27 protein-coding genes and 1 tRNA gene are annotated in these 22,275 nt (G+C 67.6%); 15 read left to right on the forward strand and 13 right to left on the reverse strand.

What is annotated here, in order from left to right:
* The first annotated feature begins 80 nt into the window (after positions 1–80).
* Both gltX and GBA63_RS16090 read left to right on the forward strand, forming a co-directional pair.
* On the forward strand, positions 81–1,565 hold the full coding sequence (gene gltX, locus GBA63_RS16085; protein ID WP_166177685.1) for a glutamate--tRNA ligase: 1,485 nt from the start codon (positions 81–83) through the stop codon (positions 1,563–1,565).
* Positions 1,566–1,711: 146 nt separating this feature from the next.
* Positions 1,712–1,784 (forward strand) — tRNA-Glu (locus GBA63_RS16090).
* A gap of 39 nt (positions 1,785–1,823) precedes the next feature.
* Here GBA63_RS16090 and GBA63_RS16095 read toward each other — a convergent pair.
* On the reverse strand, positions 1,824–2,366 hold the full coding sequence (locus tag GBA63_RS16095) for a hypothetical protein (RefSeq protein WP_166177687.1): 543 nt from the start codon (positions 2,364–2,366) through the stop codon (positions 1,824–1,826).
* A 55-nt stretch (positions 2,367–2,421) separates the two neighbouring features.
* Positions 2,422–2,994: a hypothetical protein gene (locus GBA63_RS16100; RefSeq protein WP_166177689.1), complete on the reverse strand. Its 573-nt coding sequence runs from the start codon at positions 2,992–2,994 to the stop codon at positions 2,422–2,424.
* A 19-nt stretch (positions 2,995–3,013) separates the two neighbouring features.
* Here GBA63_RS16100 and GBA63_RS16105 point away from each other — a divergent pair, with 19 nt between their 5' ends.
* Positions 3,014–3,817: a hypothetical protein gene (locus tag GBA63_RS16105; protein ID WP_166177691.1), complete on the forward strand. Its 804-nt coding sequence runs from the start codon at positions 3,014–3,016 to the stop codon at positions 3,815–3,817.
* Here GBA63_RS16105 and GBA63_RS16110 read toward each other — a convergent pair.
* Positions 3,792–4,373 (reverse strand): YIP1 family protein, encoded by a 582-nt coding sequence (locus tag GBA63_RS16110; protein WP_166177693.1) that lies wholly within the window; start codon positions 4,371–4,373, stop codon positions 3,792–3,794. The two genes, GBA63_RS16105 and GBA63_RS16110, sit on opposite strands and share 26 nt — an antisense overlap.
* A gap of 91 nt (positions 4,374–4,464) precedes the next feature.
* Here GBA63_RS16110 and GBA63_RS16115 point away from each other — a divergent pair, with 91 nt between their 5' ends.
* Positions 4,465–4,998 (forward strand): hypothetical protein, encoded by a 534-nt coding sequence (locus GBA63_RS16115; protein WP_166177695.1) that lies wholly within the window; start codon positions 4,465–4,467, stop codon positions 4,996–4,998.
* 160 nt (positions 4,999–5,158) lie between these two features.
* Here the strand turns inward: GBA63_RS16115 and GBA63_RS16120 are convergent, their stop codons facing one another.
* Positions 5,159–5,383 (reverse strand): NifU family protein, encoded by a 225-nt coding sequence (locus tag GBA63_RS16120; protein WP_228282140.1) that lies wholly within the window; start codon positions 5,381–5,383, stop codon positions 5,159–5,161.
* Between the two features lie 113 nt (positions 5,384–5,496).
* Between GBA63_RS16120 and GBA63_RS16125 the strand changes: the two genes are divergently transcribed.
* On the forward strand, positions 5,497–6,657 hold the full coding sequence (locus GBA63_RS16125) for a M24 family metallopeptidase (protein WP_166177722.1): 1,161 nt from the start codon (positions 5,497–5,499) through the stop codon (positions 6,655–6,657).
* A gap of 163 nt (positions 6,658–6,820) precedes the next feature.
* Positions 6,821–7,363 carry a helix-turn-helix domain-containing protein gene (locus GBA63_RS16130; RefSeq protein ID WP_166177724.1) on the forward strand — a complete coding sequence of 181 codons (543 nt, stop codon included), beginning with the start codon at positions 6,821–6,823 and terminating at the stop codon, positions 7,361–7,363.
* Between the two features lie 89 nt (positions 7,364–7,452).
* Here GBA63_RS16130 and GBA63_RS16135 read toward each other — a convergent pair whose 3' ends face one another.
* Positions 7,453–8,658 (reverse strand): MFS transporter, encoded by a 1,206-nt coding sequence (locus GBA63_RS16135; protein WP_166177726.1) that lies wholly within the window; start codon positions 8,656–8,658, stop codon positions 7,453–7,455.
* Positions 8,659–8,871: 213 nt separating this feature from the next.
* The gene (locus tag GBA63_RS16140; protein WP_166177728.1) at positions 8,872–9,489 is read right to left on the reverse strand and encodes a nucleoside deaminase; all 618 of its coding nucleotides are present in this window, start codon (positions 9,487–9,489) and stop codon (positions 8,872–8,874) included.
* A 120-nt stretch (positions 9,490–9,609) separates the two neighbouring features.
* Here GBA63_RS16140 and GBA63_RS16145 point away from each other — a divergent pair, with 120 nt between their 5' ends.
* Both GBA63_RS16145 and GBA63_RS16150 read left to right on the forward strand, forming a co-directional pair.
* The gene (locus GBA63_RS16145; RefSeq protein ID WP_407690853.1) at positions 9,610–9,882 is read left to right on the forward strand and encodes a cupin domain-containing protein; all 273 of its coding nucleotides are present in this window, start codon (positions 9,610–9,612) and stop codon (positions 9,880–9,882) included.
* 2 nt (positions 9,883–9,884) lie between these two features.
* Entirely contained in the window at positions 9,885–10,247 is a 363-nt protein-coding gene (locus GBA63_RS16150) for a hypothetical protein (RefSeq protein ID WP_166177732.1), read from the forward strand.
* Positions 10,248–10,420: 173 nt separating this feature from the next.
* On the opposite strand, the gene GBA63_RS16155 is transcribed toward GBA63_RS16150, so the two are convergent.
* The 4 genes from GBA63_RS16155 to GBA63_RS16170 form a co-directional block, all read right to left on the reverse strand.
* The gene (locus GBA63_RS16155) at positions 10,421–12,325 is read right to left on the reverse strand and encodes a gamma-glutamyltransferase family protein (RefSeq protein WP_166177734.1); all 1,905 of its coding nucleotides are present in this window, start codon (positions 12,323–12,325) and stop codon (positions 10,421–10,423) included.
* A gap of 57 nt (positions 12,326–12,382) precedes the next feature.
* The gene (gene msrA / locus GBA63_RS16160) at positions 12,383–12,946 is read right to left on the reverse strand and encodes a peptide-methionine (S)-S-oxide reductase MsrA (RefSeq protein WP_207956838.1); all 564 of its coding nucleotides are present in this window, start codon (positions 12,944–12,946) and stop codon (positions 12,383–12,385) included.
* Between the two features lie 260 nt (positions 12,947–13,206).
* Complete coding sequence (locus GBA63_RS16165; protein WP_166177738.1) at positions 13,207–13,725, reverse strand: hypothetical protein; 519 nt, start codon at positions 13,723–13,725, stop codon at positions 13,207–13,209.
* Positions 13,726–13,785: 60 nt separating this feature from the next.
* Complete coding sequence (locus GBA63_RS16170) at positions 13,786–14,049, reverse strand: hypothetical protein (RefSeq protein ID WP_166177740.1); 264 nt, start codon at positions 14,047–14,049, stop codon at positions 13,786–13,788.
* A gap of 169 nt (positions 14,050–14,218) precedes the next feature.
* On the opposite strand from GBA63_RS16170, the gene GBA63_RS16175 reads away from it, so the two are divergent.
* The 4 genes from GBA63_RS16175 (at position 14,219) to GBA63_RS23320 (ending at position 16,830) form a co-directional block, all read left to right on the forward strand.
* Positions 14,219–14,908: a response regulator transcription factor gene (locus GBA63_RS16175; protein ID WP_166180270.1), complete on the forward strand. Its 690-nt coding sequence runs from the start codon at positions 14,219–14,221 to the stop codon at positions 14,906–14,908.
* Complete coding sequence (locus GBA63_RS16180) at positions 14,905–16,005, forward strand: HAMP domain-containing sensor histidine kinase (protein ID WP_166177742.1); 1,101 nt, start codon at positions 14,905–14,907, stop codon at positions 16,003–16,005. Before GBA63_RS16175 ends, GBA63_RS16180 begins: the two co-directional genes overlap by 4 nt.
* Before the next feature lie 95 nt (positions 16,006–16,100).
* Positions 16,101–16,451 (forward strand): SHOCT domain-containing protein, encoded by a 351-nt coding sequence (locus GBA63_RS16185; RefSeq protein ID WP_166172278.1) that lies wholly within the window; start codon positions 16,101–16,103, stop codon positions 16,449–16,451.
* Between the two features lie 16 nt (positions 16,452–16,467).
* On the forward strand, positions 16,468–16,830 hold the full coding sequence (locus tag GBA63_RS23320) for an SHOCT domain-containing protein (protein ID WP_207956839.1): 363 nt from the start codon (positions 16,468–16,470) through the stop codon (positions 16,828–16,830).
* Between the two features lie 143 nt (positions 16,831–16,973).
* On the opposite strand, the gene GBA63_RS16195 is transcribed toward GBA63_RS23320, so the two are convergent.
* Positions 16,974–18,362 (reverse strand): tyrosine phenol-lyase, encoded by a 1,389-nt coding sequence (locus GBA63_RS16195; protein ID WP_166180272.1) that lies wholly within the window; start codon positions 18,360–18,362, stop codon positions 16,974–16,976.
* Between the two features lie 85 nt (positions 18,363–18,447).
* Here GBA63_RS16195 and GBA63_RS16200 point away from each other — a divergent pair, with 85 nt between their 5' ends.
* On the forward strand, positions 18,448–18,867 hold the full coding sequence (locus GBA63_RS16200) for a PGPGW domain-containing protein (RefSeq protein WP_207956841.1): 420 nt from the start codon (positions 18,448–18,450) through the stop codon (positions 18,865–18,867).
* A 6-nt stretch (positions 18,868–18,873) separates the two neighbouring features.
* Here GBA63_RS16200 and GBA63_RS16205 read toward each other — a convergent pair whose 3' ends face one another.
* Positions 18,874–19,251: a PH domain-containing protein gene (locus tag GBA63_RS16205; protein ID WP_166177744.1), complete on the reverse strand. Its 378-nt coding sequence runs from the start codon at positions 19,249–19,251 to the stop codon at positions 18,874–18,876.
* Between the two features lie 195 nt (positions 19,252–19,446).
* On the opposite strand from GBA63_RS16205, the gene GBA63_RS16210 reads away from it, so the two are divergent.
* The gene (locus GBA63_RS16210) at positions 19,447–20,970 is read left to right on the forward strand and encodes an arylsulfotransferase family protein (RefSeq protein WP_166177746.1); all 1,524 of its coding nucleotides are present in this window, start codon (positions 19,447–19,449) and stop codon (positions 20,968–20,970) included.
* Between the two features lie 67 nt (positions 20,971–21,037).
* On the opposite strand, the gene GBA63_RS16215 is transcribed toward GBA63_RS16210, so the two are convergent.
* Positions 21,038–21,409 carry a DoxX family protein gene (locus GBA63_RS16215; protein WP_166177748.1) on the reverse strand — a complete coding sequence of 124 codons (372 nt, stop codon included), beginning with the start codon at positions 21,407–21,409 and terminating at the stop codon, positions 21,038–21,040.
* A gap of 164 nt (positions 21,410–21,573) precedes the next feature.
* Here GBA63_RS16215 and GBA63_RS16220 point away from each other — a divergent pair, with 164 nt between their 5' ends.
* The gene (locus GBA63_RS16220) at positions 21,574–22,155 is read left to right on the forward strand and encodes a YdeI/OmpD-associated family protein (protein ID WP_166177750.1); all 582 of its coding nucleotides are present in this window, start codon (positions 21,574–21,576) and stop codon (positions 22,153–22,155) included.
* The last annotated feature ends 120 nt before the right edge of the window (positions 22,156–22,275 follow it).

The raw sequence follows: 22,275 nt of genomic DNA on the forward strand, positions 1-22,275 counted from the left end.
ACCCGTCGGATGACGGTTTCGCACCATTGCGTCGGCTTTGTGAGCTTTCTAACGCCCGGCTCGCGTGGTAGTTTAAGTTCATGGAGAATAACGAGATCCGGGTCCGGTACGCGCCGAGCCCGACGGGGATGCTGCACGTCGGCGGGGTCAGGACCGCCCTCTTCAACTGGCTCTTCGCCCGCAAGAACGGCGGCACGTTCGTCCTGCGGATAGAAGACACCGACCTGGCCCGCTCGACCGAAGCGTCCGTGGACCAGCTGGAGCGCTCCCTGCGTTGGATCGGCCTGGACTGGGACGAGGGCCCGGGCATCGGCGGCCCGCATCCCCCGTACCGCCAGACCGAACGCTTCGACCTCTACCGCGAGGCGGCCAAAAAGCTGCTCGACTCGGGCGCGGCCTACTACGACTTCGCCACCTCAGAAGAGCTGGCCGAGATGCGGGAGCGGGCCAGGGCCGAGAAGCGTCAGCCGATCTACACCGGCGGCGAGTACAGGGAGATGGACCCCGCCGAAGCGAGGAAGAAGATCGAAGCAGGGGAGCCCTACACCGTTCGGTTCAAGACCCCGCGCGAGGGGCAGACCGTCGTCGAGGACATGATCCGGGGCCCCGTCACGTTCGAGAACTCGAACCTCGAAGACTTCGTCCTCATGAAGTCCACGGATACCCCGACCTACAACTTCGCGGCGGCGGTCGATGACGCGGAGATGAGGATCAGCCACGTCATCCGGGGCGACGACCACCTCTCCAACACGCCGCGCCAGATTCTGATCCTCGAAGCCCTCGGCAACACCCTGCCCGGCTTCGCCCACGTCCCGATGGTCCTCGGCCCGGACAAGAAGAAACTGTCCAAGCGCCACGGCTCGGCCCACGTCGAGGAGTTCGCGGCCCAGGGCTACCTGCCGGACGCCCTCTTCAACTACCTGGCCCTGCTCGGCGCCGGCTACGCGGCGGACGAGGAGATCTTCTCCCGCGACGAACTGGCTGAACGCTTCCGCGTAGACCGCGTGAGCGGCAACCCGGCGGTCTTCGACGAGAACAAGCTCCGCTCCATAAACGCCGTCTACATCCGCCGCATGAGCCCGTCCGACCTCGCGGACATGGCGACCCCAATGCTCGTCGAGTCCGGTGCAGCGACGCAAGAAGAGCTGGAAGCGGACAGGCCGCGCCTGGAGAACATAATGGACCTCCTCAAGGAGCGCATCGCCCTCACCACCGACATCCCCGACGCCGTCGGCTACTTCTACGGCGGGACCCTCGACTACGACGAGGCCGAGTTCGAGAAGCAGTTCGGCAAGGACTTCGTCCGCGAGAACTTCCCCGAGCTCGCCGAACGCCTCAAGGCGCTGCCGGAGTGGACCGAGGAGTCCATAGAAGAAGCCGTGCGCGGCCTCGCCGCGGAGAAGGAGAAGGGCGCGCGGCACCTCATCCACCCCCTGCGCTTCGCCACGACCGGCCGCACCGTGAGCGCCGGCCTCTTCGAGACGATGCTGCTGCTCGGCCGCGAGCGCAGCCTGGCGCGGATCGAAGACGCCGCGCAGAAGATGCAGCGGCTCTCGGTGGGCTAGTCAGCGTCTCAGCCTGTCAGCACTTCAGCTTTTTCTCTTGCTGACAGGCTGAGAGCCGCCGCGGGCGGCGTGCTGACCGGCTGACCGGCCGAAACCGCTTTGACGTAGCCCCTCTCTTCCGATAAACTCTGCCGGCTTCTAAGCACGGCCCCATCGTCTAGAGGCCAAGGACATCGCCCTCTCACGGCGAAAACCCGGGTTCGAATCCCGGTGGGGTCACTCTTTCCGGTTCGCGTTCGGGCGGGCCTTCTGCGTACCTTATCGGTTTTTGACCCACCGTTGGGATCGGGGGAATTCCAGGATCGTCACCACGCGGGCATCTGTTTGCGAAGGGTACGACGTCGCGACGTCGTACCCCGTGTAATCGGCGCTGACTTTGGTTCCCTTCTGGAGATCGGCACCGGACGCCCTCGCTCTTTGGGTGTTTTGTTTTTCCCGGAAGATGTCGGTCTTTCCCGTGATATCGAAGTACATCTTTTCGCAGCCGGGCTCGAGCGGTCCCCTGTCTCCTCCGCAGTCTGCGTCGGGATCTTCTTCGACAAGTATCCAACTACCCGGGCTATTTGGCACCTGGAAAGAACCCTCGCCTCGCTCCGTTATGACGCCGGTCAAGATTTGCCGGGCGTCCTGCTTGACCGTGGGTTCTTGTAGCATGGCACTGCTCTGCTCCGTCGTGCCCTTCGGCCTGTCGTCGTTGGCTCCTCGCGCCCGCGTGTTTTGACCATCTCGGACGCAGGCAGACGTCGCGACGAATATGAGCATTAGCATCGCCAGGCCAACCTTCGAGGTTTTGGGGATCAAGTCACTCATCCTGGTGTAGGGTACGCTGGAGATTCGGAGTAGATTCCTGTCAGCTTCATGCCAAAAACAGAAACGCAAAGGCGGCCCCCACAGCCGTCCCCGCGAGCGTCTGCGACGGGGTATGCGCGGTGAGCTTGAGGCGGGACCAGACCACGAGCGGTAGCGCGAACAGGAAAAGCAACCCCAGAGGACCGAGCAGGAGAAGCCCCGCAACGGCCGCGTGGCCGGCGACGGCGCAGTGGGCGCTTGCCTTCCAGACGAGGGTGATGGCGGCGACGGCGGCGCTGGCGAGGCCCATCGAGAGGGTCAGGAGGAAGAGGTCGCGCGGGGCGTCGAGTAGCGCGAGCGCGACCAGGAGCGCCACAAACGCCGAGAGCAGGACCAGCGCGGGTATCAGGCGTTCGGCCCTGGCCGAGATCCAGAAGTCCCCGACCCGCCTGCGGCGGCGCATCAGGAACACGTACCCGGCGACGACGGCCGCCGCGAGGAGTTCGAGCGCCACGTAGAGGACAGCTCTTCCGGTTCCGGCCTCGGCTAAGGCCACGAGGGCGTAGAGCGCGGTGAAGATGAAGAAGGGGTTGAGGAGGTTGGTGGCGGCCCGGGCTAGGGTGGGGGTGTGTTTATCCATGGTGGGTAGAATAGGGCGCGTGCAACGCCCGCGCACACCCGAGGTTCCGGACGAGGAGACGATCGCGCTGTGGTACGAGATCGGCCGCGCGCACTCGGAGGCCGGGGGCGGCGGGCGTCTGGCCTGGAAGCTCGGGCTTACGGTGGTCTGCGTGGTGGCGGCGCTGGTGCTGCTGTCCGCGCCGGTCTTCGGGACGGCGTGGGCCGGGCCTTTCGCCCCCGTGGTGCCGATCGTGGTCGGGGCGTCGATCGGCGGCGGGGCGTTCGCGTGGAAGCGGTTGCGGCTGCGGGGGAGGATCGAGGCGCCCCGGCGGTTGCTGGCCGAGAAGGGGCTGGACGCCTCGCGCCCGGCGCGGGACGGTCTTGGCGCGTACTACGACGCGCAACTCGTGCTGCTGAGGTGCGAGTACGAGTTTCTGCTGGGCCGCGGCGCGGCCAAGTCCGCGCGGCTCTTCGAGGAGTCGTTCGGGTTCGCGCCGGAGGACGCGTTCGAGGCCGGGCCGTTGAGCGTGTTGCCAGACACGGAAGAGATGAGAAAGCTCAGAGAGGGGTGGGAGACCAGGATCTCCTCCCGCGTCCGACGCGGCGCGCAGCCGCCGGTCCTGGGCCTGCGGGAGGACGCGGCGTATCGCGTCTTTCCGCGGGAGATGACCGTGCCGGCGGAGTTGGCGACGCGGCGGGCGTACCTGGAGATCTCGAACAAGCTGCTCGTGGAGCGTTACGGGAGGGAACCCGGCGCCGTGCCGGAACCGTTGCGGCGCAGGGCGGGGCGGGACCTGCGGGAGTACGGGGCGCTGGTCAGGAAGTCAGGGCGACGGCCGTGACCCAGACGAGCGCGCTCCCGACAGGCACGAAACCGACTAGCGCCGCGATGACGGCCGTAAGAAAAGAAGCCTCGTAGACCTCCTTGATGGCGATGCCCATAAGGACCAGCAGCGCGTAAGGCACGGCTATGGAGCCCAGGATCGGGACCCACGCCAGCGCGAAGGCCGCGTAGGAATAGGCCAGGAGCCTGTACACTTGCGAGAACTCGGCGACCTTGCCGACGAACGTCCTGATCGAGAGCAGGTAGACCCCGGCCGCGACTCCCACGCCGGCCGGGGAGAGCAGCGCGAAGAGGAGCCCCTCGACGACCGCGGCCCTGAGGTCGCTGGCGCTTATCCCCCCGGAGACCGCGTTGGAGACGAGGGCGACCGCCGCGGCGAGAACGGCGAAGACGGAGCCGACGAGCAGCGTGAACAGGACGGGTTCCTTCAGGGGCCCATCGGCCCGGAAGTTCGAGAAAAAGACCCTGGGAGAGAAGAGGACGGCCCGAACCGTCGCGAGGGCGCTGGCGACGGGACGGTTTAGGCTGAACTCCGGGGCTTTGGAATTCTGCATGGGTCGAAGTATACCTTCCGGCGGGGAAATTCTTGCCAAACCGCCGCCCGAAAACTAGACTAGGGTTCTTCGCAACAGCGGTGGCGGAAAGATGAGGCGAGGGATGTTCAAGCTCGGGGTGGCGGTGGTCCTTGTGGTCGAGGTCGTTGGTTTTTTGCTGCTCACGCTGGTAACCCCGGCGGTTCCGGCCTGGGTACTCGTTCTCCTCCTCCCTTTGACCGTCGGCATCGCGCTCGTCGTTCGCCGCGAACTAGACAGCCCGGCCCACAGGCTCAGGCGCCTCTCGCCCGAGGCGATCACGGGCCACAGGCCCCGCCGCCCGGCCGCGGAGTCTCCCGAAACCCTCTCCCGCTCCATCGCCGAGCGGGCGGGCGAGATCCGGCGCGCCCTCACCGAGCTCCCCGCCGACGAGACCCGCGTCGAGATGTGCGCCCTCGGCTACCGCGCCTGCGCCAACGACATGATCACGCTGACCCACCTCATCAATGAAGCCCTCCCGAACGCCCCCCTCCTCCGCCGCCTCAAGCTCCGCCGCGCCCGCAAGAGGGCCATAGACGCCCTCGCCGAAGCCCGCGAAGCGATACCGTCCGAAGCGCTAAGGGCATCGCGACAGGAACAGCAGTAGAGCTGTCAGCCATCAGCCTTCAGCTATCAGCCTTTTAAGACCCTAGGCGCTGCGCTACGCGATCCAGGATATGCGGGAACCGCTTCGGCTCGACTGGGCTAAGCCCGGCATGTCCCTGCTGAAAGCTGACAGCCAAAAGCTGACAGCTGAGAGCTACCAGCTAAACCGCTACTATTTCGCGGACTTCCGGCACTTCGCGCCGGATCAGGCTCTCTATGGCGTAGGCGAAGTCTAGTTGGGAGAGGGGGCAGCCTTTGCAGGCGCCTAGCATCTGGATGCTGACGGTGCCGGTCTTCTCGTCGCAGGCGACTATACGGGCGTCTCCGCCGTCGGCTTTCAGGGCGGGGCGCACTTTGTCCAGGGCTTCCTGGATCCGGCTCCGCATGTCGCGCTTTTCCTGCATCCCGCGAAGATTATATACGAGCGATCCGACGTGTCTGTGACGGGCGGTAGTAGAATGTAGCGCCTTGCAGGGTTTGTCTTTACGGGAGGAAGAGCATGACGGACGATGGACGGAACCTGCTCGTGATCGGGGCGCCCGAGCACGACGCTTACGCCTACCACCTCTCCGGGTTCATGGCGCCGGATGACGTGATCTGCCTCCGCATAGACGGCGAGACGCACCTCGCGGTCTCCTCCCTGGAGTACGGCCGCGCGAAGAAGGCCGCCCCCGTGGACGAACTGCTCTCCTACGAGGAACTGGAGATCCCCAAACTGGCCCGCGAGCTGAAGAGCGGCTCGAAAGCCTACGCCCGGGCGATCCGGAACCTCCTGGAGAGGCTCGGCGCCCCCGACCCGACCCTGCACGTCCCCCCCACCATGGCCGTCGTCTACGCCGACGCCCTTCGCGAGAGCGGCCTCACGCTCGTCCCGGACGGCAAGCTCTTCGACGGCCTGCGCCGCGCCAAGTCGCCGGAGGAGGTGGACCACGTCGAGAAGGCCCAGAGGGCGGTCGAGGAGACCTGCGAACACGCCGTCGGCATCCTGAGGGATGCGGAGGTTGGCGAAGACGGCGTGCTTCTCTGGCGCGGCGAGGCCCTGACGAGCGAGACTCTACGCTCCGAGATAAACGTGGAGCTTCTGCGCCGCAACTGCCTCGGCGACGGCACGATAGCCGCAGGCGGCTCACAGGCCGCAGACCCACACGAGAGGGGCAGCGGCCCCTTGAAGGCCGGCGAGGCGATCATCCTGGACATCTTCCCGATGGACCTTTCGAGCCGCTACTACGCCGACATGACCCGCACCTTCGTCAAGGGCGAGCCGGGCGCGGAACTCCGAAAGATGTACGAAGCCGTCCTGGAGAGCCAGGAGGCCGCCCTCGCCATGATCGGGCCGGGCGTCGACGGCAAGGACGTCCACGAGAAGGTGTCCGAAATCTTGCACGACGCCGGCTACAAGACGCAGGTCCACGACCGCGAAGAAGGCAAACCGCTCACCGAGGGCTTCTTCCACGGCACGGGGCACGGCGTCGGCCTGGAGATCCACGAAGCCCCCCGCCTCGGCGTAACCGGACAGAAGCTCATCCCGGGCGACATAGTCTCCGTAGAACCAGGCCTCTACTACCCCGAGGTCGGCGGCGTCCGCATCGAAGACCTCGTCCTCGTCACCGAGGACGGCAGCCGCAACCTGACCCGCTTCCCGAAACAGTTTGTTGTTTAGGTTTTAGGCTTCAGATTCGAAACGGACACTTGTCCTTGTGGAGCATTCGGAGCCTGTTTTGGAGCCGGGTGTGGCCCCGAATCGGTAGGTTCTTTCGGGGAGGGGACGTCGGGGGAGCGTCTTGCTGGGCGAATGCCTGGGGGAGTACGGACCCGGGGTTCTTGTGTCCAGCGAGGAGCCGAAGGCTTGTGAGCCGTCGTCACGCTCCACTCGGAGGGTTGGAGCGCGAAGGCCAGCCGGCTACCTGAGGGCACACAAATCCACGGTACACCGTGCCCTAAAGCGGTGGGCGGAAGAAGGGCCGGAAGGGCTCGAAGACAGGCGCCCGGCTCGGCCCCCCGGGGTGCGCAAGGTGACCCTGCGGGTAATGGAGGCGGTGAGGCGACTGCAGCAGAACCCCGATCTCGGCGAGTTCCGCGTACACGCCGCCCTGGCGCAGATAGGCATACAACTGAGTCCGAAGACCTGCGGGCGCATCCTTGCCCTGAACCGCGAGCTCTACGACCTGGAGAAGCCGAAGGGTCCGGCCAAGGAGAAGAAGGAGATGCCCTTCGTCGCGCGCCTTGCCCCGAACGCGGGACCTCGCCTCCTACCTCAGCGTGCTCTACGCCGCGGTGGAGCGCTACGGCTCGCCCGAGGCGCTGGTGACCGACGGCGGCGGTATCTTCCGGCAGGCGCTGTTCGCATACACGAGGCCTGGGGTTAGCTTCTCGGCCTACCTGTTCTCAGAACTTCGCGGTGCCCGGATAGGGGCCGAGGCAGTACCGCACGCGGGCGGTCCTTCGGACGGCGTCCCTAGGTTTCCGCGGGCCTGGTCCGCCCCGCGATGATCGCCAGCGCGACGGCCGCCAGGAGCATGGGCGCCACGATGGCGAACGCGGGACCTATGCCGACCCGGTCGGCCAGCGCCCCCAGCGCGAACGGGGCGAGGAAGACCGCGCCGCCACCGCCGAGCGAGAGCCTGGCCGCGGCGGCGTCGGCGTTGCCGGGGGCCGCGGCCAGGGCCGCCGAGACCCCGAGCGGGTAGATGCTGCCGATACCGAGTCCGGTAATGAATAGTCCGGCCAGGGCGGGGGTGGTCCCCCCGGAGAGCCAGAACACGGGGAAGCCCACGAGGGCCACGCAGAGGGTCGCGACCAGGAGCGTCGTCGGGGGGACGGCGCGCGCCAGCCGGCTGCCCAGGAGGCGCCCGACGAGCATGGCGACCAAGAACAGGGTGAGGGCCGCCGCCGCCCCGGGGCGGGTGAGGCCGGCGCTGTCGTCGAGGAAGTCCGCCCCCCAGTACCCGACGCACCACTCGGAGGCCACGCCCAAAGAGACGAGGGCCCAAAAAGCCCAGTAGCGGGACGATAACGTCCGCGACCCGGCCCCCGAGGCGGCGCCCTTCTCGACGACGGTGGCGCGCTCGGGGCGTGCCCGTGACCGGGAGAAGGAGAGGGCCGCCAAGAGGATTAGCGCCACCACGGGGGCCCCTAGCGCGGCGCGCCAGCCGAGGCCCGCCGCCGCGAACGCCCCGACGAGCAGAGGGGCGGAGATGGCGCAGGCGCTGGCCGCGACGTTGGATTCGGAGAGGGCGACCGCGGACCACTCGCCGTGCCTGTCGGAGAGCAGCGCCTCGGAAGCGACGAGCAGCAGGGCGCCGCAGAGGCCCATGACGAACGTGGCGGGGACGGTGGCCCAGGCGCCGGGGCTCAGGACGAGCAGCAGGGTGCCCAAGGCTATGCCGGCAGCCCCGCCCCAGAGCCCGGTCCACCTGCCCCAACGTTGCAGCAGCCGGTCGCCTAGGACCCCGACGAGCAAGCCGCCCAGCGCGAAGGCGCTGAAGTGCAGGCCCGCGGCGGCGTATCCCAGGTCCTGCTCCTCCCGGAGGAAGGGCATGATCGGTCCGAGTACGGTCTCCGTGAAGGCGAAGTAGCCCACCAGCCCGTAGGTCGTCCAGGTGATCGGGTCGCGGACGAAGCCGCCCTGCATACGCTCATTGGCCTTCGGCTCCTCGCGCACTTACCCCCTTCATCGGCCGGACCGGCGCGAGCATAGCACGCACCCCGGAGGGCGTCCACGCCACTAGTTTAGCGGCATCCCCTGAGGATCTCCGGCGGACCCAGCCGCGCTACTCAGCCAAGTGCGGGTAGGGGCCGGCCGAGGCCCGCGCGAAGGCCTCCTCGAACTCTCTGGCCTTGCCGGGCACGACGTCCGGCAGGGCGACTTCGAGGATCATCGCGGGTCTTCGCGCTCGCCCTGGCGGGAGTTGTAGACCTCGCCTCCCAGTTCGGCGTACTCTTGAAGGACCGAGACCGCTTCCCCGCGCAAGACGTCTCGCCGGACGGAGATGCCGCGGTCTTCAAGGGAGCCCGCCCACGCGGACATCTTGGCGCCCTCGTCGAAGCCGACGGCGCGGGCGTCCTCGTCGCGGGCGCCGCAGACGAGTCCCCTCACGCCCGACCAGGGGGTCGCCCCGAGGCACATCGCGCAGGGCTCGGTCGTGGCGACCAGCTCGTAGGCGGGCAGGCTCTCGGCGCCTAGATCGAAGGTTCCGACGACCTTCTGGGCGACCATGATCGCCACCATCTCCGCGTGGAAGACCGAGCATCCGGAGCCGACGACGAGGTTCACGCCCGGCGCGAGCAGCCGCCCGGTCTCCCTCTCGAAGACGGCGGCCCCGAACGGCCCCCCGGTCCCGTTGCGCACGTTCGACCGCGAGAGCTCTACCGCGAAGCGCATCCTGTCCTCGATCGACGCAAAGGTGGGGTTTGTGTCCGAGACGAGCTCATCCACCCAGCCGGGGAGACGAAGGGTTACGTCGGGAAACCTGCTGTCGCCGGTCCTCTCCATGAGACGCGCATGATAGCAAGCCCCCGGAGGGATGCTAGAGTGAGAGAGAACCGAGAGACGGAAGGAGCGGGTTTGGAGAGCAGACGGATCGTGGATCACATCTCCTTCTCGGAGGAGAAGATGCGGAAGAACGCCCTCTTCGACTCTCCCCACCTCTTCTACGACGCCTACTGCCTCCTGCCGGGCCAGGCCCAGAAGGTCCACTCCCACGACGGCTCGGACAAGGTCTACTTCGTCATGAGGGGCACGGGGCGCTTCACCGTCGGCGACGAGGAGGAAGACCTCACCGAAGGCAACGCCGTCATCGCCCGCGCCGGCACCCCCCACGGCGTCCGAAACGACTCGGAAGACCAGTTGATACTCCTCGTCACGATGGCCCCGAGGCCGACTTAGGGATGCCTGCCAGGGAAGCACCGCAGCCGCCCTACGTGCTCCTCTTCGAGGAGGCGGCCCCCGGCCTCGAGCCACTCCTCATCTCCATAGACGACCGCCCCTCGCTGCCCCTGTTCGACTCCGCGTTAAAGGCTCAGGCCTTCCTCGACTCCACGGACTTCGGCCCCGACTGGAGACCCGTGGAAGTCTCGGGGGCCGGCCTGCTCGTCGCGCTGGAGACCGTCAGGGACAGGGCAGCTTACGTCGCCCTGAGCCCGCCGCCCGCAGGTGTTGGCGGCATGAAGGTCGAGATGGGGCGTTTGGAAGAACTTATAGAAGCGCTCCAGACGGGCCGGGACGAGACGGATCTGTTCGGACTGAATTAGAGCTGTCAGCTACCGGCTATCAGCCGTCAGCTTTCGAGTCCTCCGATGGCAGACGGCGAGGTTTTTCAGGGTGGCCTCCGGGAATCTGGTGTCCCCGTAACCCGCGTCAACGAGTGTCGACACGCTCCGACTTACGTCCTCTGCCGCGCCAATCAGGCTGACAGCTGACAGCTTTACAACCCGGTCGCGGCCCCTTCGCCGCGCGGGTCAGCGCCGCCCGTGAACCTTTCGGGCTTGCCTTGTGCATCGTACTCGATGGTGAGGCCGTGGGCGTTGCCGAAGCCGAGTTCGTCCACGTAGACGTCGTGGCCGAGGGCTTCCAGATCGCCCTGGACGGCGGCCGGTATCCCCGGCTCGACGCCGAGCAGGTCGGGGATGACGAAGCTGAAACGGGGGGCCGAGATGGCCTCCTGGACGTCCATGTCGAAGGCTTCCATGTTCGTGATCATCTGCGTCGTGGTCTGCGGGATGGTGCGCCCGCCCGGCGTGCCGAGGGCGATGACGGGCCTGCCGTCGCGCAGGACTATCGTCGGGCAGAGGGCGTAGAGGGTCTGGCGGCCGGGATAGACGTCGAAGACGTTGCCCTGGGGCTCGAAGCGGCTCCAGGCGAGCTGGTCGTTGAGCCACAGCCCCGTTCCTTCGGGCATGAGCTTGCTCCCGAAGACGTTGCCTAAAGTCTGGGTCGAGGAGACCACGTTGCCCTCCCCGTCGGCGACGACGAAGTGGGTCGTGTGCCCGACGCTCGCCTGGGCGCTGGCCGAGGCCGAAGAGCCGTCGGCCGTCGGGACGTAGCCGGTCGGGGAGCAGCTCGTGGCCGAGTCGAAGGTCACGGGCGGCTCGTAGGGGGCGACGCCGGAGAAGTCCACGGTGGCGGCCTGCCGGGCGAGGTAGCCCTCCGACAGTAACCTGTCGAGCGGCGGGTCGTCGGCGTAGCGGCTGGTCTGGGAGAAGGCGCCCTTGGAGATCTCGGTGAGCGCGTGGACGTAGGGGGAAGTGTTCTGGCCGAGGGAGACGGGGTCGAGCTCTTCCATCGTCCCGAGACGGACGAGGGAGCCCCACGCGGTCGCCGGCGGGCCGGCCGTGACCACCCTGTCGCCCCGGTAGTCCGCGCCTATGGTCTCCCGCCACCGGGCCCTGTTCTCCCTCAAATCTTCTTGGGTCAGAGAGCTGCCGTTCTCCCGCGCTTCGGCGACCATCGCGCGTCCCAACTCGCCGCCGTAGACGGCGCCGGCGCCGTTCTTTGCTATGGTCCTCATGGAGCCTGCCAGGTCGTCCTGGACCAGGCGGTCGCCGGTCTGCAAGGGGGCGCCGTCTCTGCCGTAGATCTCCTGCGCGTACGCGGGGAAAGCGGGGTACTCCGAGCCGATCCAACCCGCCGTCTCCCCCCCGATGACGAACCCGTCCTCGGCGTAGCCGATGGCAGGCTCGAAGAGCCTGGACCACTCCTCCTCCCCGTACTCCTCCCACATCAGCTCCCACGCGTTGAGGTTGCCCGGCGTGGAGACGACCGGCCCGCCGCAGCGGTTCTCCTGGTAACCCGGCGCCGGCGGTCGGAACATGGAGGGGTCCAGAGACTCGGGCGTCCTGCTTCCCGTCTCCAGGAAGCGGGTCTCCCCCTTCTCGGCATCGTAGACGACCGTGGCGCCGTACCCGCCGACGCCGCTCATCATCGGCTCGACGACGTTGAGGGCGGCGCCGACGGCGACGGCCGCGTCGAAGGCGTTGCCGCCGCCTTCCAGGACCTCGACGCCAGCCCGCGCGGCCAGCGGGTGCGCCGCGCTCACCATCCCGTTCGTCCCGACTGCGGCCCGCGTCGCCGTGCTCGTCGTCGCCGGCCCATCCCGCAACTCCGGCCCCGGAGGCCGCTTCCTGGCCTCATCCTCCTTCGCGGCGTCGCTACCGCCCGCGGCCGTAGTCTCGCCGGCGCTTTCTTCGACCGTGGACTCCTCCGTGACCGTCCCACCGGCGGTCGCCGGCCCTCGGCCCGCTTCCTCGCCGGAACGGTCTTGCTCCGGCGAGGGTTGGGTCCCACAGGAACAGAGAACGAAAACGAACAGCGCGAAGAGGAGCCTCTTCACCCCCGCCGCGCCCTGCTCAACTATCCCCTGAAACCGGATACCTGAAGCCTGAAACCTCTAGGCCTTCAGCCTTTCGAGGTGCTCCCGGCGGAACTTCGCGACCTTCGGGGCGATGATGACCTGGCAGTAGGGCTGGTAGCCGTTGCTGGCGAAATAGTTCTGGTGGTAGTCCTCGGCCACGTAGAACTCCTCGAACGGCACGACCTCGGTCACGATGGGATCTTCCCAGATCCCCTGCGCCCCGAGTTCGGAGATGACGGCCTCGGCGGCCTCCCGCTGCTCCTCGTCGTGGTAGAAGACCGCGGAACGGTACTGCGTCCCGACGTCGGCGCCCTGACGGTTCAGCGTCGTCGGGTCGTGGGTGGCGAAGAAGACCTCCAGGATCTCCCGGTAGGAGATCACCTCCGGGTCGAACGTGACCTGCACGACCTCGGCGTGCCCCGTCGTCTCGCTGCACACCTGCCGGTAAGTCGGGTTCGGGACGTGCCCGCCCGAATACCCGGACTCGACCTTCTCGACGCCCCGCACCTCGAGGTACACGGCCTCCGTACACCAGAAGCACCCGCCCCCGAGCGTCGCAATCTCCGTGCGCCCCGCGCCACCGTTGGATTCCGCCATCATTCCTCTTTCCGTATACTTCCTGCGATTCCGGTATACCGCATCCGGGGCCAGGGTGCAGAGGAAGCCTCCACAACCCGACCCAACCGCACGCCAAAAGCCGAAAGCTGAAGGCTTATAGCTGAAAGCGCGGCTCGCGAACCGCTAATCGTCCGTTTCGCCCTCGAAGACGCAGAATGCGACGCCGAGGGAGTCGTGGGCGGCCGCGATAGCCCAAACCGTTCGATAAAGCCGCGAGGTCCGGAGCGGAGTCTAGCTTCGAGTTAGTGCCCGGCGTCTCGCGGGGAGTTGGAAGGGCGGGTCGTTTCGGGGGACGGGAGGCCGCGTGGTTTGGCCGGCCCATCCTCGGCGTTCGCGAGGTCCTTCGGCCCGACCTCGCGCCGGTCGGCGAAGCGCAGGGCGTAGGTAAGGTGCCCCTCCCTGGCGCGGACTTCGACGTGGCCGCCGGCGGCCAGCTTCGTCAGCATCTTCTCCGCCTCCGCGACGCTCAAGGTCGTCTCCAAAGCGGCGCGGGCGGCGGTGATCTCCTCGTTGCGCTCCAGCGCGCGGAGCAGCTCTTTCTCCCCGCCATCCCGGGCCGGGCGTACCTCCGGCGCGCCTTGCGGCCTCCCGCCGCGCGGCGTGAGGAAGAACAGCACGAAAAACAGCGGGATCAGAGGGACGAACGGGAAATACGGGCCGGCCGACGCAAGCGCCAGGAATCCCGCAAGGATCAGGACCGGCGCGAACCCCAGCGGGAACCTCCCAGGCGGACGCCGGAAATGGACAGCCCTACGCCCCACCGGTTTCATACCATACATTCCGTACACTCTAACGCCTCCGTCCCGCTCTACTGGCCCCTCCTAGAGAAGAACGGGCGGCTCTTCCCCGCGGCGGGGGGCGTGGCCCATGGCTCCCCGGGGCGGCCCGGCGCATCCTCGCGCCGACGGGCCCCAGGCACCCTCGAACCGGCGCTTCATTCCCGACATCCTGCCGAGGGCGAACGCCGCCAGCAACGCGAGCGCGAGGAAAGGCGGCGGAACGGGCGAATTGTAGAGTCGCCCGTGCATCCGGGGTCCGCCTCGACCGTACCCTGCGTGCCGGTGGCCCATCGTTCCCTTCCTCACGGCTGGCTCCTCTCCGTTCCGTGGACGTTGTTTGATCCAACAAACTCACCCTAAGAGGCTTCGGTTCGAGCCGTCTCAAGCCGGGCTCAAGGTTCCGTCATGGGCGTCAAGATAGGGTCAAGCGGGGCGATGCGGGGTCGGGGAGCGGTTAGACTTGTCCTGGAGAACCATGACGATCCGGGCGCTCATAGTCGAGGACGAGCAGAACCTTGTGGGGCTCTTGCGCCTGCACCTCGAGAGGGAGGGCTTCGAGGTGCACGAGGCCCTCGACGGCCGGGCGGCGCTCGAGGTCGCCCGCCGGGTGGCCCCCGACGTGGTAGTCCTCGACTGGATGCTCCCCGGCCTCGGCGGCATGGAGGTGCTGCGGGAGCTCAGGGGCTCCTCAGACGCCTACGTCATAATGCTCACCGCGCGGAGCGACGAGGTGGACAGGGTGGTGGGCCTCTCTACCGGCGCCGACGATTACCTTACAAAGCCCTTCTCCCCGGCGGAGCTCGTCGCCCGCATCCGGGCGATGCTCCGCAGGCCGCGCGGCGGCGCGACCGGGCAACAGGACGCCCCTTTGGGGTTCGGCGCGCTGACGGTGGACACGGCGCGGCGCGAAGCGAGGCTCGACGGCGAAGCGGTGGCCCTCACGGCGATGGAGTTCGACCTGCTCGCGACGCTGGCCTCGGAGCCCGGAATCGTGTTCGGCCGGGACCGGCTCCTGGAGAAACTCTGGGGCGGGAGCTACTTCGGCAGCGACCACGTCATCGACGTCCACGTAGCCAACGTGCGCAAAAAGCTCGGGGACGACCCGCAAGACCCCCGCTACGTCCAGACCGTGCGCGGCGTCGGCTACAGGTTCCGTGCCCCGTGAGACGGTCCAGGCGGGGCGGGGGCCTCGGCGCGAGGCTCTTCGTCTCGCACTTCCTGGTCGCCGCGGTGGTGGCGCTGACGGTGCTCACGGCCGTCCTGCTGGTGGCGCCGCTCTTCCTCGGAGACGTGACGGGCGGGGCGGGCAGGAGCCCGGGCCAGGCGCTCCTGCTCTCCCTGCTCGTTGCCGGCCTCGCCGCCGGTGCGACGGCCGCGGCGGCGAGCCTGCTCGTCTCGCGCAGGATCGTGGACTCCTTGCGCTACGTGCTCGACGCCACCCGCCGCGTTGCGGCCGGTAGCTACGGGGAGCGCGTGCCGGCCGGGGACGCGGACGACGAGATCTCCGAGCTCTCAGAAGGCTTCAACGCCATGGCGCGGGCGCTCGAAGAGGCCGAGAGGCGGCGGGTCGAGGTGATCTCCGACGTCTCCCACGAGCTCCGCACCCCCCTCTCCACCCTCCGGGGCTACCTAGAAAGCCTCATGGGCGGGACCGTCGAGCCATCGGAGAAGACCTTCTCCCTGCTGTACGCGGAGACCATGCGCATGGAGCGCCTCGTCAGGGACCTCCGCCAGCTCTCCCGCGCGGAGGCGGGCCAGCTCGCCCTGGACATAGCCCCCGTCTCCCCGGGGGAGGTGGCGGATCGGGCGTCGGGGAGGATGCGCCCGCTGTTCGACGAGAAGGGCGTCGAGTTGGGCACCAGGAAAATCGGGGAGCCCCCGCCCGTCCTGGCCGACGCCGACAGGGTGATACAGGTTCTGACGAACCTTCTGGACAACGCCCTGAGGCACACGCCTCCGGGGGGACGGGTCACGGTCGAGGTCGGGACCGGGGCAGGCGTAATCGAGTTCGGGGTGGCGGATACCGGAGAGGGCATACCGGCCGAGCACCTGCCCCGCGTCTTCGAGCGGTTCTACCGGGCAGACAGGTCGCGCTCGCGGGAGGGCGGCGGCTCCGGTGTGGGCCTGTCCATCTCGAGGGCGCTGGTCGGCGCGATGGGTGGTGAGATCCGGGCCGAGAGCCCCGGAGCCGGGCGCGGGGCGACCTTCCGCTTCACGCTGCCCGCGGCGGGCCGGGGTCGGGGGAGCTTGACCGGATCTTGACGCCCGTTACGGGATCTTGACCCGGCCAAGAGAACGGGGCCGGGGGCCCGCCGTAAGCTGAAGCCACCGAACCCGAAAAGGAGGCGACGAGAGAGATGGAGACCATCGCGCAGGCGTTCTTGCACGGTCCGCCCGGGGGCTTTGACGGGCCCGGCCCGTTCATCTTCCCCTTCATATTCCTGTTCTGGATCCTGATCCTGGGCTCCCTTGCCTGGGCCGCGTTCCGCCTGGTCCCGCGGTGGCGCGAGGGTGGCGGCGGCTGGACCGGTGGCCGCAGGGACCCGGCGGAGGAGATCCTGCGCGAGCGTTTCGCCAGGGGCGAGACGAGCGCAGAGGAGTACGTGCGGGCCATGAGGACCCTCCGCGGGGACGGGCCGGCCGACTACGAAGACTACGTGCGCGAGGCCGAGGAGAGGCCCGACCCGAACCGCGAGCCCGGTACGTAGGTAAGATCCAACCGCCATGCAAACCCTGACAGAAACCCTGAGCGCGGGCCTCCTCCTGGTCCAGTCCGGTCGCGACTGGGGCGGAGGCCCCCCCTGGGCCGACGGAGACCACGGGATGTCCTGGGGACCGTGGGTGCTGTTTCCATTCCTCTTCTGGGTCGGGCTGCTGGCGCTCGTCGCCTGGATCGTAACGCGCCTCTTCCCGAGCCGGCGCGGCGGAACCGGGCCCGCGAGCAGGGACCCGGCCGAGGAGATCCTGCGCGAACGCCTCGCCCGCGGCGAGATCACCACAGACGAATACCTGAGATCCCTGCAGATACTCCGCGGCGAAATACCAAACAACCTCGGCAGCCCGGACGAAGATCAAGAGACGAAGTAAAGGCCCGGCTGACCGTCCGGAACGATCTCTCCGGAGATCAGCCGTCAGCTATCAGCTTTCAGCAAGAGCAAGAAAGCCGACCGCTGAGAGCGGAGGCCGAAGCGGGCCGACAGCTAACAGCGCGGTTCGCTCCGCGAACCGCTTCACAGCCTCTCGAAGCGGGCCTGGAAGAAGCGGAGGTGCTTGGGCTCGTGGACCATCCGGAGGCCGCGGACGTTCTCTCTGTTGTTCCAGACTTCGAGGACGGACTCGACGGTTACGTCGCAGTGGGCCTGGGTGTAGACGCGGCGGGGGAAGGTGAGGCGGACGAGCTCCAGGCTCGGGTAGTTGTGCTCGCCGGTCTCCCTGTTACGGCCGGCGGAGACGACGCCGCGCTCCATCGCCCGGACCCCCGAGTCGAGGTAGAGCTCGGCGGCCAGGGTTTGGGCCGGGAAGTGGTCCTGGGGCATCTCGGGGAAGAAGCCTTTCGCGTCGAGGAAGACGGCGTGGCCCCCTACCGGACGGACTATCGGGATGCCGGCCTCGGCGAGCTTCTCGCCCACGTACTCGACCTGTCCTATGCGGGAGTGGAGGTAGTCCTCGTCGACCATCTCCACTATCCCGCGGGCCATCGCCTCCAGGTCGCGGCCGGCGAGGCCGCCGTAGGTGTGGAGGCCCTCGTAGACGACCACTAGGGCGCGGGCCTCCTCGAAGAGCTCCTCGTCAAAGGTTGCGAGAAAGCCGCCGATGTTGGTGAGGAGGTCCTTCTTCGCGCTCACGGTCGCCGCGTCTGATAGGGAGCAGGTCTCGTGCAGGATCTCCGCGACGGTCCTGCCCTCGTGGCCGGCCTCCCGATGCTTGACGAAGTACGCGTTCTCGACCGCGCGCGTCGCGTCCAGGACTACCTTTATACCGTGCGACCTCGTCAACTCCCGCACGGCGCGGAGGTTCTCGAGCGAGATCGGCTGCCCCCCCGCCATGTTTACCGTCGCCGCGACGCTGACGTAGGGGACCTTCTCGGCCCCGACCTCTTCGATGAGCGACCCCAGCTTGCCGAGGTCCACGTTCCCCTTGAACGGGTGCTCGCTCTTCGGGTCGTGGGCCTCGTCGATGATGACGTCGACGAAGGTGCCGCCGGCGCGTTCCTGGTGCTCGCGGGTGGTCGTGAAGTACATGTTGTTGGGGACGTGGTCGCCCGGCTCTATCCAGACCTGGGAGAGGATGTGCTCCGCCCCGCGCCCCTGGTGGGTCGGGACGAGGTAGGGGTAGCCGTAGTATTCGGCCACGGCCCTCTCCAGGTTGTAGAAGTTCACCGAGCCGGCGTAGGCCTCGTCGCCCAGCATCATGCCGGCCCACTGGTCCTGGCTCATGGCGTTCGTGCCCGAGTCCGTCAGCAGGTCTATGTAGACGTCCTCGGAGCGCAGGAGGAACGTGTTGAAGCCGGCCTCTTCGATGGCGCGTCTTCGCTCTTCACGAGTCGTCGTTTTCAGGGGTTCCACTACCTTGATCTTGTACGGCTCGGCCCACGAACGACGGCCGTTCTTCGCCACGATGGCTCCTCTCCGCCCCGGACAATGGATCAACGCAACCTACCCCGGCCGGCGGTCAGGGGCAAGCCGTGTTGCCAAACGGGACGAAATGGGCAAAGATCTACCCATGATCAAGAGCCTCAAAGGCCACTGGGAAGAGTTCAAGGAGAGCAAGCCGGGCGAGCGCTTCAAGGACCGCTACCACCGCCGGCAGCAAGAACCGGGCCACATCGTCAAGAGGGTGGTGCTGGTGATCTTCGGCGCCATCCTGGCGGTCGGCAGCCTCGTTACCGCCCCGTTGCCCGGCCCCGGCTTCGCTACCGTCTTTCTCGGGCTTGCGATCCTGGCCGGCGAGCTCCTCCCCGCGGCCCGCCTCCTCGACTGGTCGGAGGTCCGCCTCAGGCTTCTCTGGCAGTTCGTCACGGACGTCTGGCGGACGAGCCTCTTCGGCAAGATCTCCCTCGTCGTGATCGCCGCGATCCTCGCCTCCGGCTTTGCCTACTTCGTCTACCTGCTGCTGTTCGCCTAACCCCGATCAGTCCAGCACGTAACCGGCGAGGACGCTCTGGACGTCGTAGATGTTCAGCTGCTTGTTGAAGCGCTTCTGGATGGGCATCGGGCTGCCCGAGATCCAGACCTTCAGCTCCGCGTCCAGGTCGAAGTGCCCGGCGGTCTCGACGCTGAAGTGGGTGATGCTCCTGTAGGGCAGCGAATGGTACTCGACCTTGCTGCCGGTAAGACCCTGCCTGTCCACGAGTATCAGGCGCTTGTTCGTGAAGACGAAGAGGTCCCGGATCAACTGGTAAGCCTTCTCGATCCGCTCGCCCGCGGCAAGCACCCGCGCAAAATCCCCTTCTATCTTCGCCGGATCTACCTCCGACGCGTTCCCCATCAACCCGTCCAACAACCCCATATACCCTCCCGTCGACCGTTCTCTTACGCGATCCTACGCCGGCGACCGGGGCGCGGGCTACGCTTCTCCCTCACCCCGCGTTAACTTTGCATTAAATGCTTTAGAACTCGTCGCGGCGTTGGTATCTTTGCAGAAGTAGACGCACCACGCACGAGACCTGACGGAGTGAAGGACGTGGACAGAGAGCGGGGTAGGGTGGGCGCTGAGGTCACGCGGCGGACCTTTCTGCGGGCTGCGGGCGCGGGGGCGGCCTGGGTCGCGCTGGTCGGTACGCTCGGCTGCGAGCCGGGTGAGCGGGAGGAGCGGGCCGGCGCCTCGCCCCTGAAGCCTGGGGAGTCTTCCGTTCGCGGCCTGCAGCCCGCGCGTTCTGGGCCGGCACACGTCTTCCGCTCGCGCCCCGACCTCGACCCGCCGGCCGTGACGGTAGGCACGCCCGCAAACGGCACCGCTCCGGGGTACGTCTTCGTAGCGCCGAAGAAGGGGCCGGGGCGGGACGGGCCCATGATCCTGGACAACAACGGCGACCCCGTGTGGTTCCGTCCCATGCGGGAAGAGCAGGACGCCATGGACTGCAAGGTTCAGGAGTACAGGGGCGCGCCCGTGCTGACCTGGTGGGAGGGCGTCCACCTCGGGTACGGGCAGGGGGAGTACGTGATCTGCGACGCGGGGTACCGCGAGCTCGCCCGCGTCCGCGCCGGCAACGACCTCGACGGGGACCACCACGAGTTTCTCATCACCAAGAACGACACGGCCCTAATCACCATCTACGCCGAGGTGCCTTACGACCTCTCCCCCCTCGGCGGCCCCGAGGGTGGCACGGTCGCCGAAGGCGTGATCCAGGAGCTGGACATCGAGACCGGCGAGGTCCTCTTCGAGTGGCGCAGCCTGGAGCACGTCCCCGTAGAGGAGACCCACGGCGATCTGCCGGACGACCCGGCCAACGCCTTCGACTACTTCCACATAAACTCCATAGACGTGGACGAAGACGACAACCTGCTCGTCTCGGCCCGCAGGACGTTCACCGTGTACAAGATCGACCGCAAGACGGGCGAGGTGATCTGGCGCCTCGGCGGCAAGAAGAGCGACTTCGAGATGGGCGACGGCACTAAAACCCTCTACCAGCACGACGCCCGCCGCCAGCCCGACGGCACCATCACCCTCTTCGACAACGGCGGCATGTACGTGAGCGAGGAGTCGAGGGTAGTGGGTATTCGGACGGACGAGGGCGATATGACGGCCACCGTTGCCAGGGAGTACACCCACCCTGACGGCGTCCTCTCCCTCACCCAGGGCAACGCGCAGAGGCTCCCGAACGGCAACGTGTTCGTCGGCTGGGGCAGCGAGCCCGTCTTCTCAGAGTTCGACGAGGACGGCGGGCTCCTTTTCAGCGCCAGCCTCCCGGCGGAGGTCGAGTCCTACCGCGCCTTCCGCCACCCCTGGACCGGCCGTCCCGACACCCTCCCCGACCTGATAGCCACCCCCGCCCACGACGGCGGCGTAACGCTCCACGCGAGCTGGAACGGCGCCACCGAGGTCAAGACCTGGGAAGTCCTCGCTGGCCCGGCCACGGACGAGCTCGAACCCGTGGGTTCAGTTCCCCGCACCGGCTTCGAGACCGCCATCGCCCTCCGCACGGGCGACGCACTCGTCGCCGTTCGCGCCCTGGACGGCTCGGGGCAGGCGCTCGGCACGTCGAGGGCCATAAACATCCGGGGCTAGGGTTAAGACATAGCAGCCGGCGCCTGTGCCGTAGGAAAGACGTGCCGCGGGTGGGTCCTTCGGGGTCTCAGTCTCGGGAACGGGAGACGGTGCGGACCCACGCTACGAGCGCCAGTTGCAGCGGGAGGCGCAGCCACAGGAGCGCCGTCCACCACGAGGGTTTGCCCGCGGCGCGGGCGTCCAACAGCATCTGCACGTTGGCTGGGAGGACCGAGATCAGCAACAGGATCAGGCCGATCCCGGCCGCGGTACGGGTGCGCTTCGGAAAGAGTCCCAGCCCGCCCAGAACCTCGCAGGCACCGCTCAGGTAGACGAGTTCGCGGTGGAGCGGCAGGTATGGCGGCATGATCTTCTCGTAAGCCGCGGGGGCCGCGTAGTGCAGCAGCCCGGCCACGACGAAGACCAGCCCCGTCGAAGCGCGCGAAAACGACGAGCCCACGTTCGTATGTCCCTTCTGGATTGCCGTCCGGCCAGCACGTAAGACTACCCCAGACGCACCGCGCCGCGGTGGACGCGCCAGGCGGCACAGGTGCTACTTGGGACGGGGCGCGCGCTCCCGTAGACTTACCGCATCTTTCGGCACCGGCTCTCGGAGGGAGTTTTTTGGCCGCCAAACCGGAACTTCCGATCATCCCCTTCGCATCGCGGGAAGCCTGGGAGACCTGGCTCGACGGGCAGCACGCCGTCTCGGAAGGGCTGTGGCTCAAGATCGCCAGGAAGGGCTCCGGCATCGAGACGGTCACCTTCGCGGAGGCGCTCGACGTGGCCCTGTGCTACGGCTGGATCGACAGCCAGAGAAGCGGCTTCGACGGGCAGTACTTCTTGCAGCGTTTCACCCCCCGCAAACCGAGGAGCAAGTGGTCGAAGGTGAACCGCGGCAAGGTCGCGAAGCTCATCGAGGCGGGCAGGATGAAGCCGGCCGGCCTGCGGGAGGTCGAGCGGGCCAGGGCAGACGGCCGGTGGGACGCCGCGTACGAGCCGCAGAGCACCATGACGGTGCCCGACGACCTGAGGCTGGAGCTGGAGAAGAGCGAGGAGGCCCGCGAGTTCTTCGAGACGCTCAACAGCGCCAACAGGTACGCGATCCTGCACAGAATCCAGGACGCCAAGAAGCCCGAGACCAGGGCGAGGCGCATCGCCAAGTTCGTGGCGATGCTGGCGGAGCGAAAGAAACTCTATCCCTGAAGCCGCAACCCCGGCACGGGTCGGGTAGTCGTCTGCGCCTTATGCGGTAGAATCACGGCCTGAAGGCCCGCGCCGCGCGGCCTTTTTTGTTGCTCGAACCCCCCAGACGCGCTTCGGAGA

The sequence above is a fragment of the Rubrobacter tropicus genome, assembly GCF_011492945.1.
Lineage (GTDB): Bacteria > Actinomycetota > Rubrobacteria > Rubrobacterales > Rubrobacteraceae > Rubrobacter_D > Rubrobacter_D tropicus.

Excerpts from the sequence above, each read along its gene's own strand:
- GBA63_RS23320 (WP_207956839.1), top strand. The coding sequence starts at position 16,468 with ATGCAAACCCTGACAGAAACCCTGAGCGCGGGCCTCCTCCTGGTCCAG.
- GBA63_RS16200 (WP_207956841.1), top strand. The coding sequence starts at position 18,448 with ATGGGCAAAGATCTACCCATGATCAAGAGCCTCAAAGGCCACTGGGAA.
- GBA63_RS16140 (WP_166177728.1), bottom strand. The coding sequence starts at position 9,489 with ATGGAGAGGACCGGCGACAGCAGGTTTCCCGACGTAACCCTTCGTCTC.
- GBA63_RS16120 (WP_228282140.1), bottom strand. The coding sequence starts at position 5,383 with ATGCGGAGCCGGATCCAGGAAGCCCTGGACAAAGTGCGCCCCGCCCTG.
- gltX (WP_166177685.1), top strand. The coding sequence starts at position 81 with ATGGAGAATAACGAGATCCGGGTCCGGTACGCGCCGAGCCCGACGGGG.
- GBA63_RS16125 (WP_166177722.1), top strand. The coding sequence starts at position 5,497 with ATGACGGACGATGGACGGAACCTGCTCGTGATCGGGGCGCCCGAGCAC.
- GBA63_RS16185 (WP_166172278.1), top strand. The coding sequence starts at position 16,101 with ATGGAGACCATCGCGCAGGCGTTCTTGCACGGTCCGCCCGGGGGCTTT.
- GBA63_RS16150 (WP_166177732.1), top strand. The coding sequence starts at position 9,885 with ATGCCTGCCAGGGAAGCACCGCAGCCGCCCTACGTGCTCCTCTTCGAG.
- msrA (WP_207956838.1), bottom strand. The coding sequence starts at position 12,946 with ATGATGGCGGAATCCAACGGTGGCGCGGGGCGCACGGAGATTGCGACG.
- GBA63_RS16175 (WP_166180270.1), top strand. The coding sequence starts at position 14,219 with ATGACGATCCGGGCGCTCATAGTCGAGGACGAGCAGAACCTTGTGGGG.
- GBA63_RS16115 (WP_166177695.1), top strand. The coding sequence starts at position 4,465 with ATGAGGCGAGGGATGTTCAAGCTCGGGGTGGCGGTGGTCCTTGTGGTC.
- GBA63_RS16145 (WP_407690853.1), top strand. The coding sequence starts at position 9,610 with ATGCGGAAGAACGCCCTCTTCGACTCTCCCCACCTCTTCTACGACGCC.
- GBA63_RS16110 (WP_166177693.1), bottom strand. The coding sequence starts at position 4,373 with ATGCAGAATTCCAAAGCCCCGGAGTTCAGCCTAAACCGTCCCGTCGCC.
- GBA63_RS16205 (WP_166177744.1), bottom strand. The coding sequence starts at position 19,251 with ATGGGGTTGTTGGACGGGTTGATGGGGAACGCGTCGGAGGTAGATCCG.
- GBA63_RS16100 (WP_166177689.1), bottom strand. The coding sequence starts at position 2,994 with ATGGATAAACACACCCCCACCCTAGCCCGGGCCGCCACCAACCTCCTC.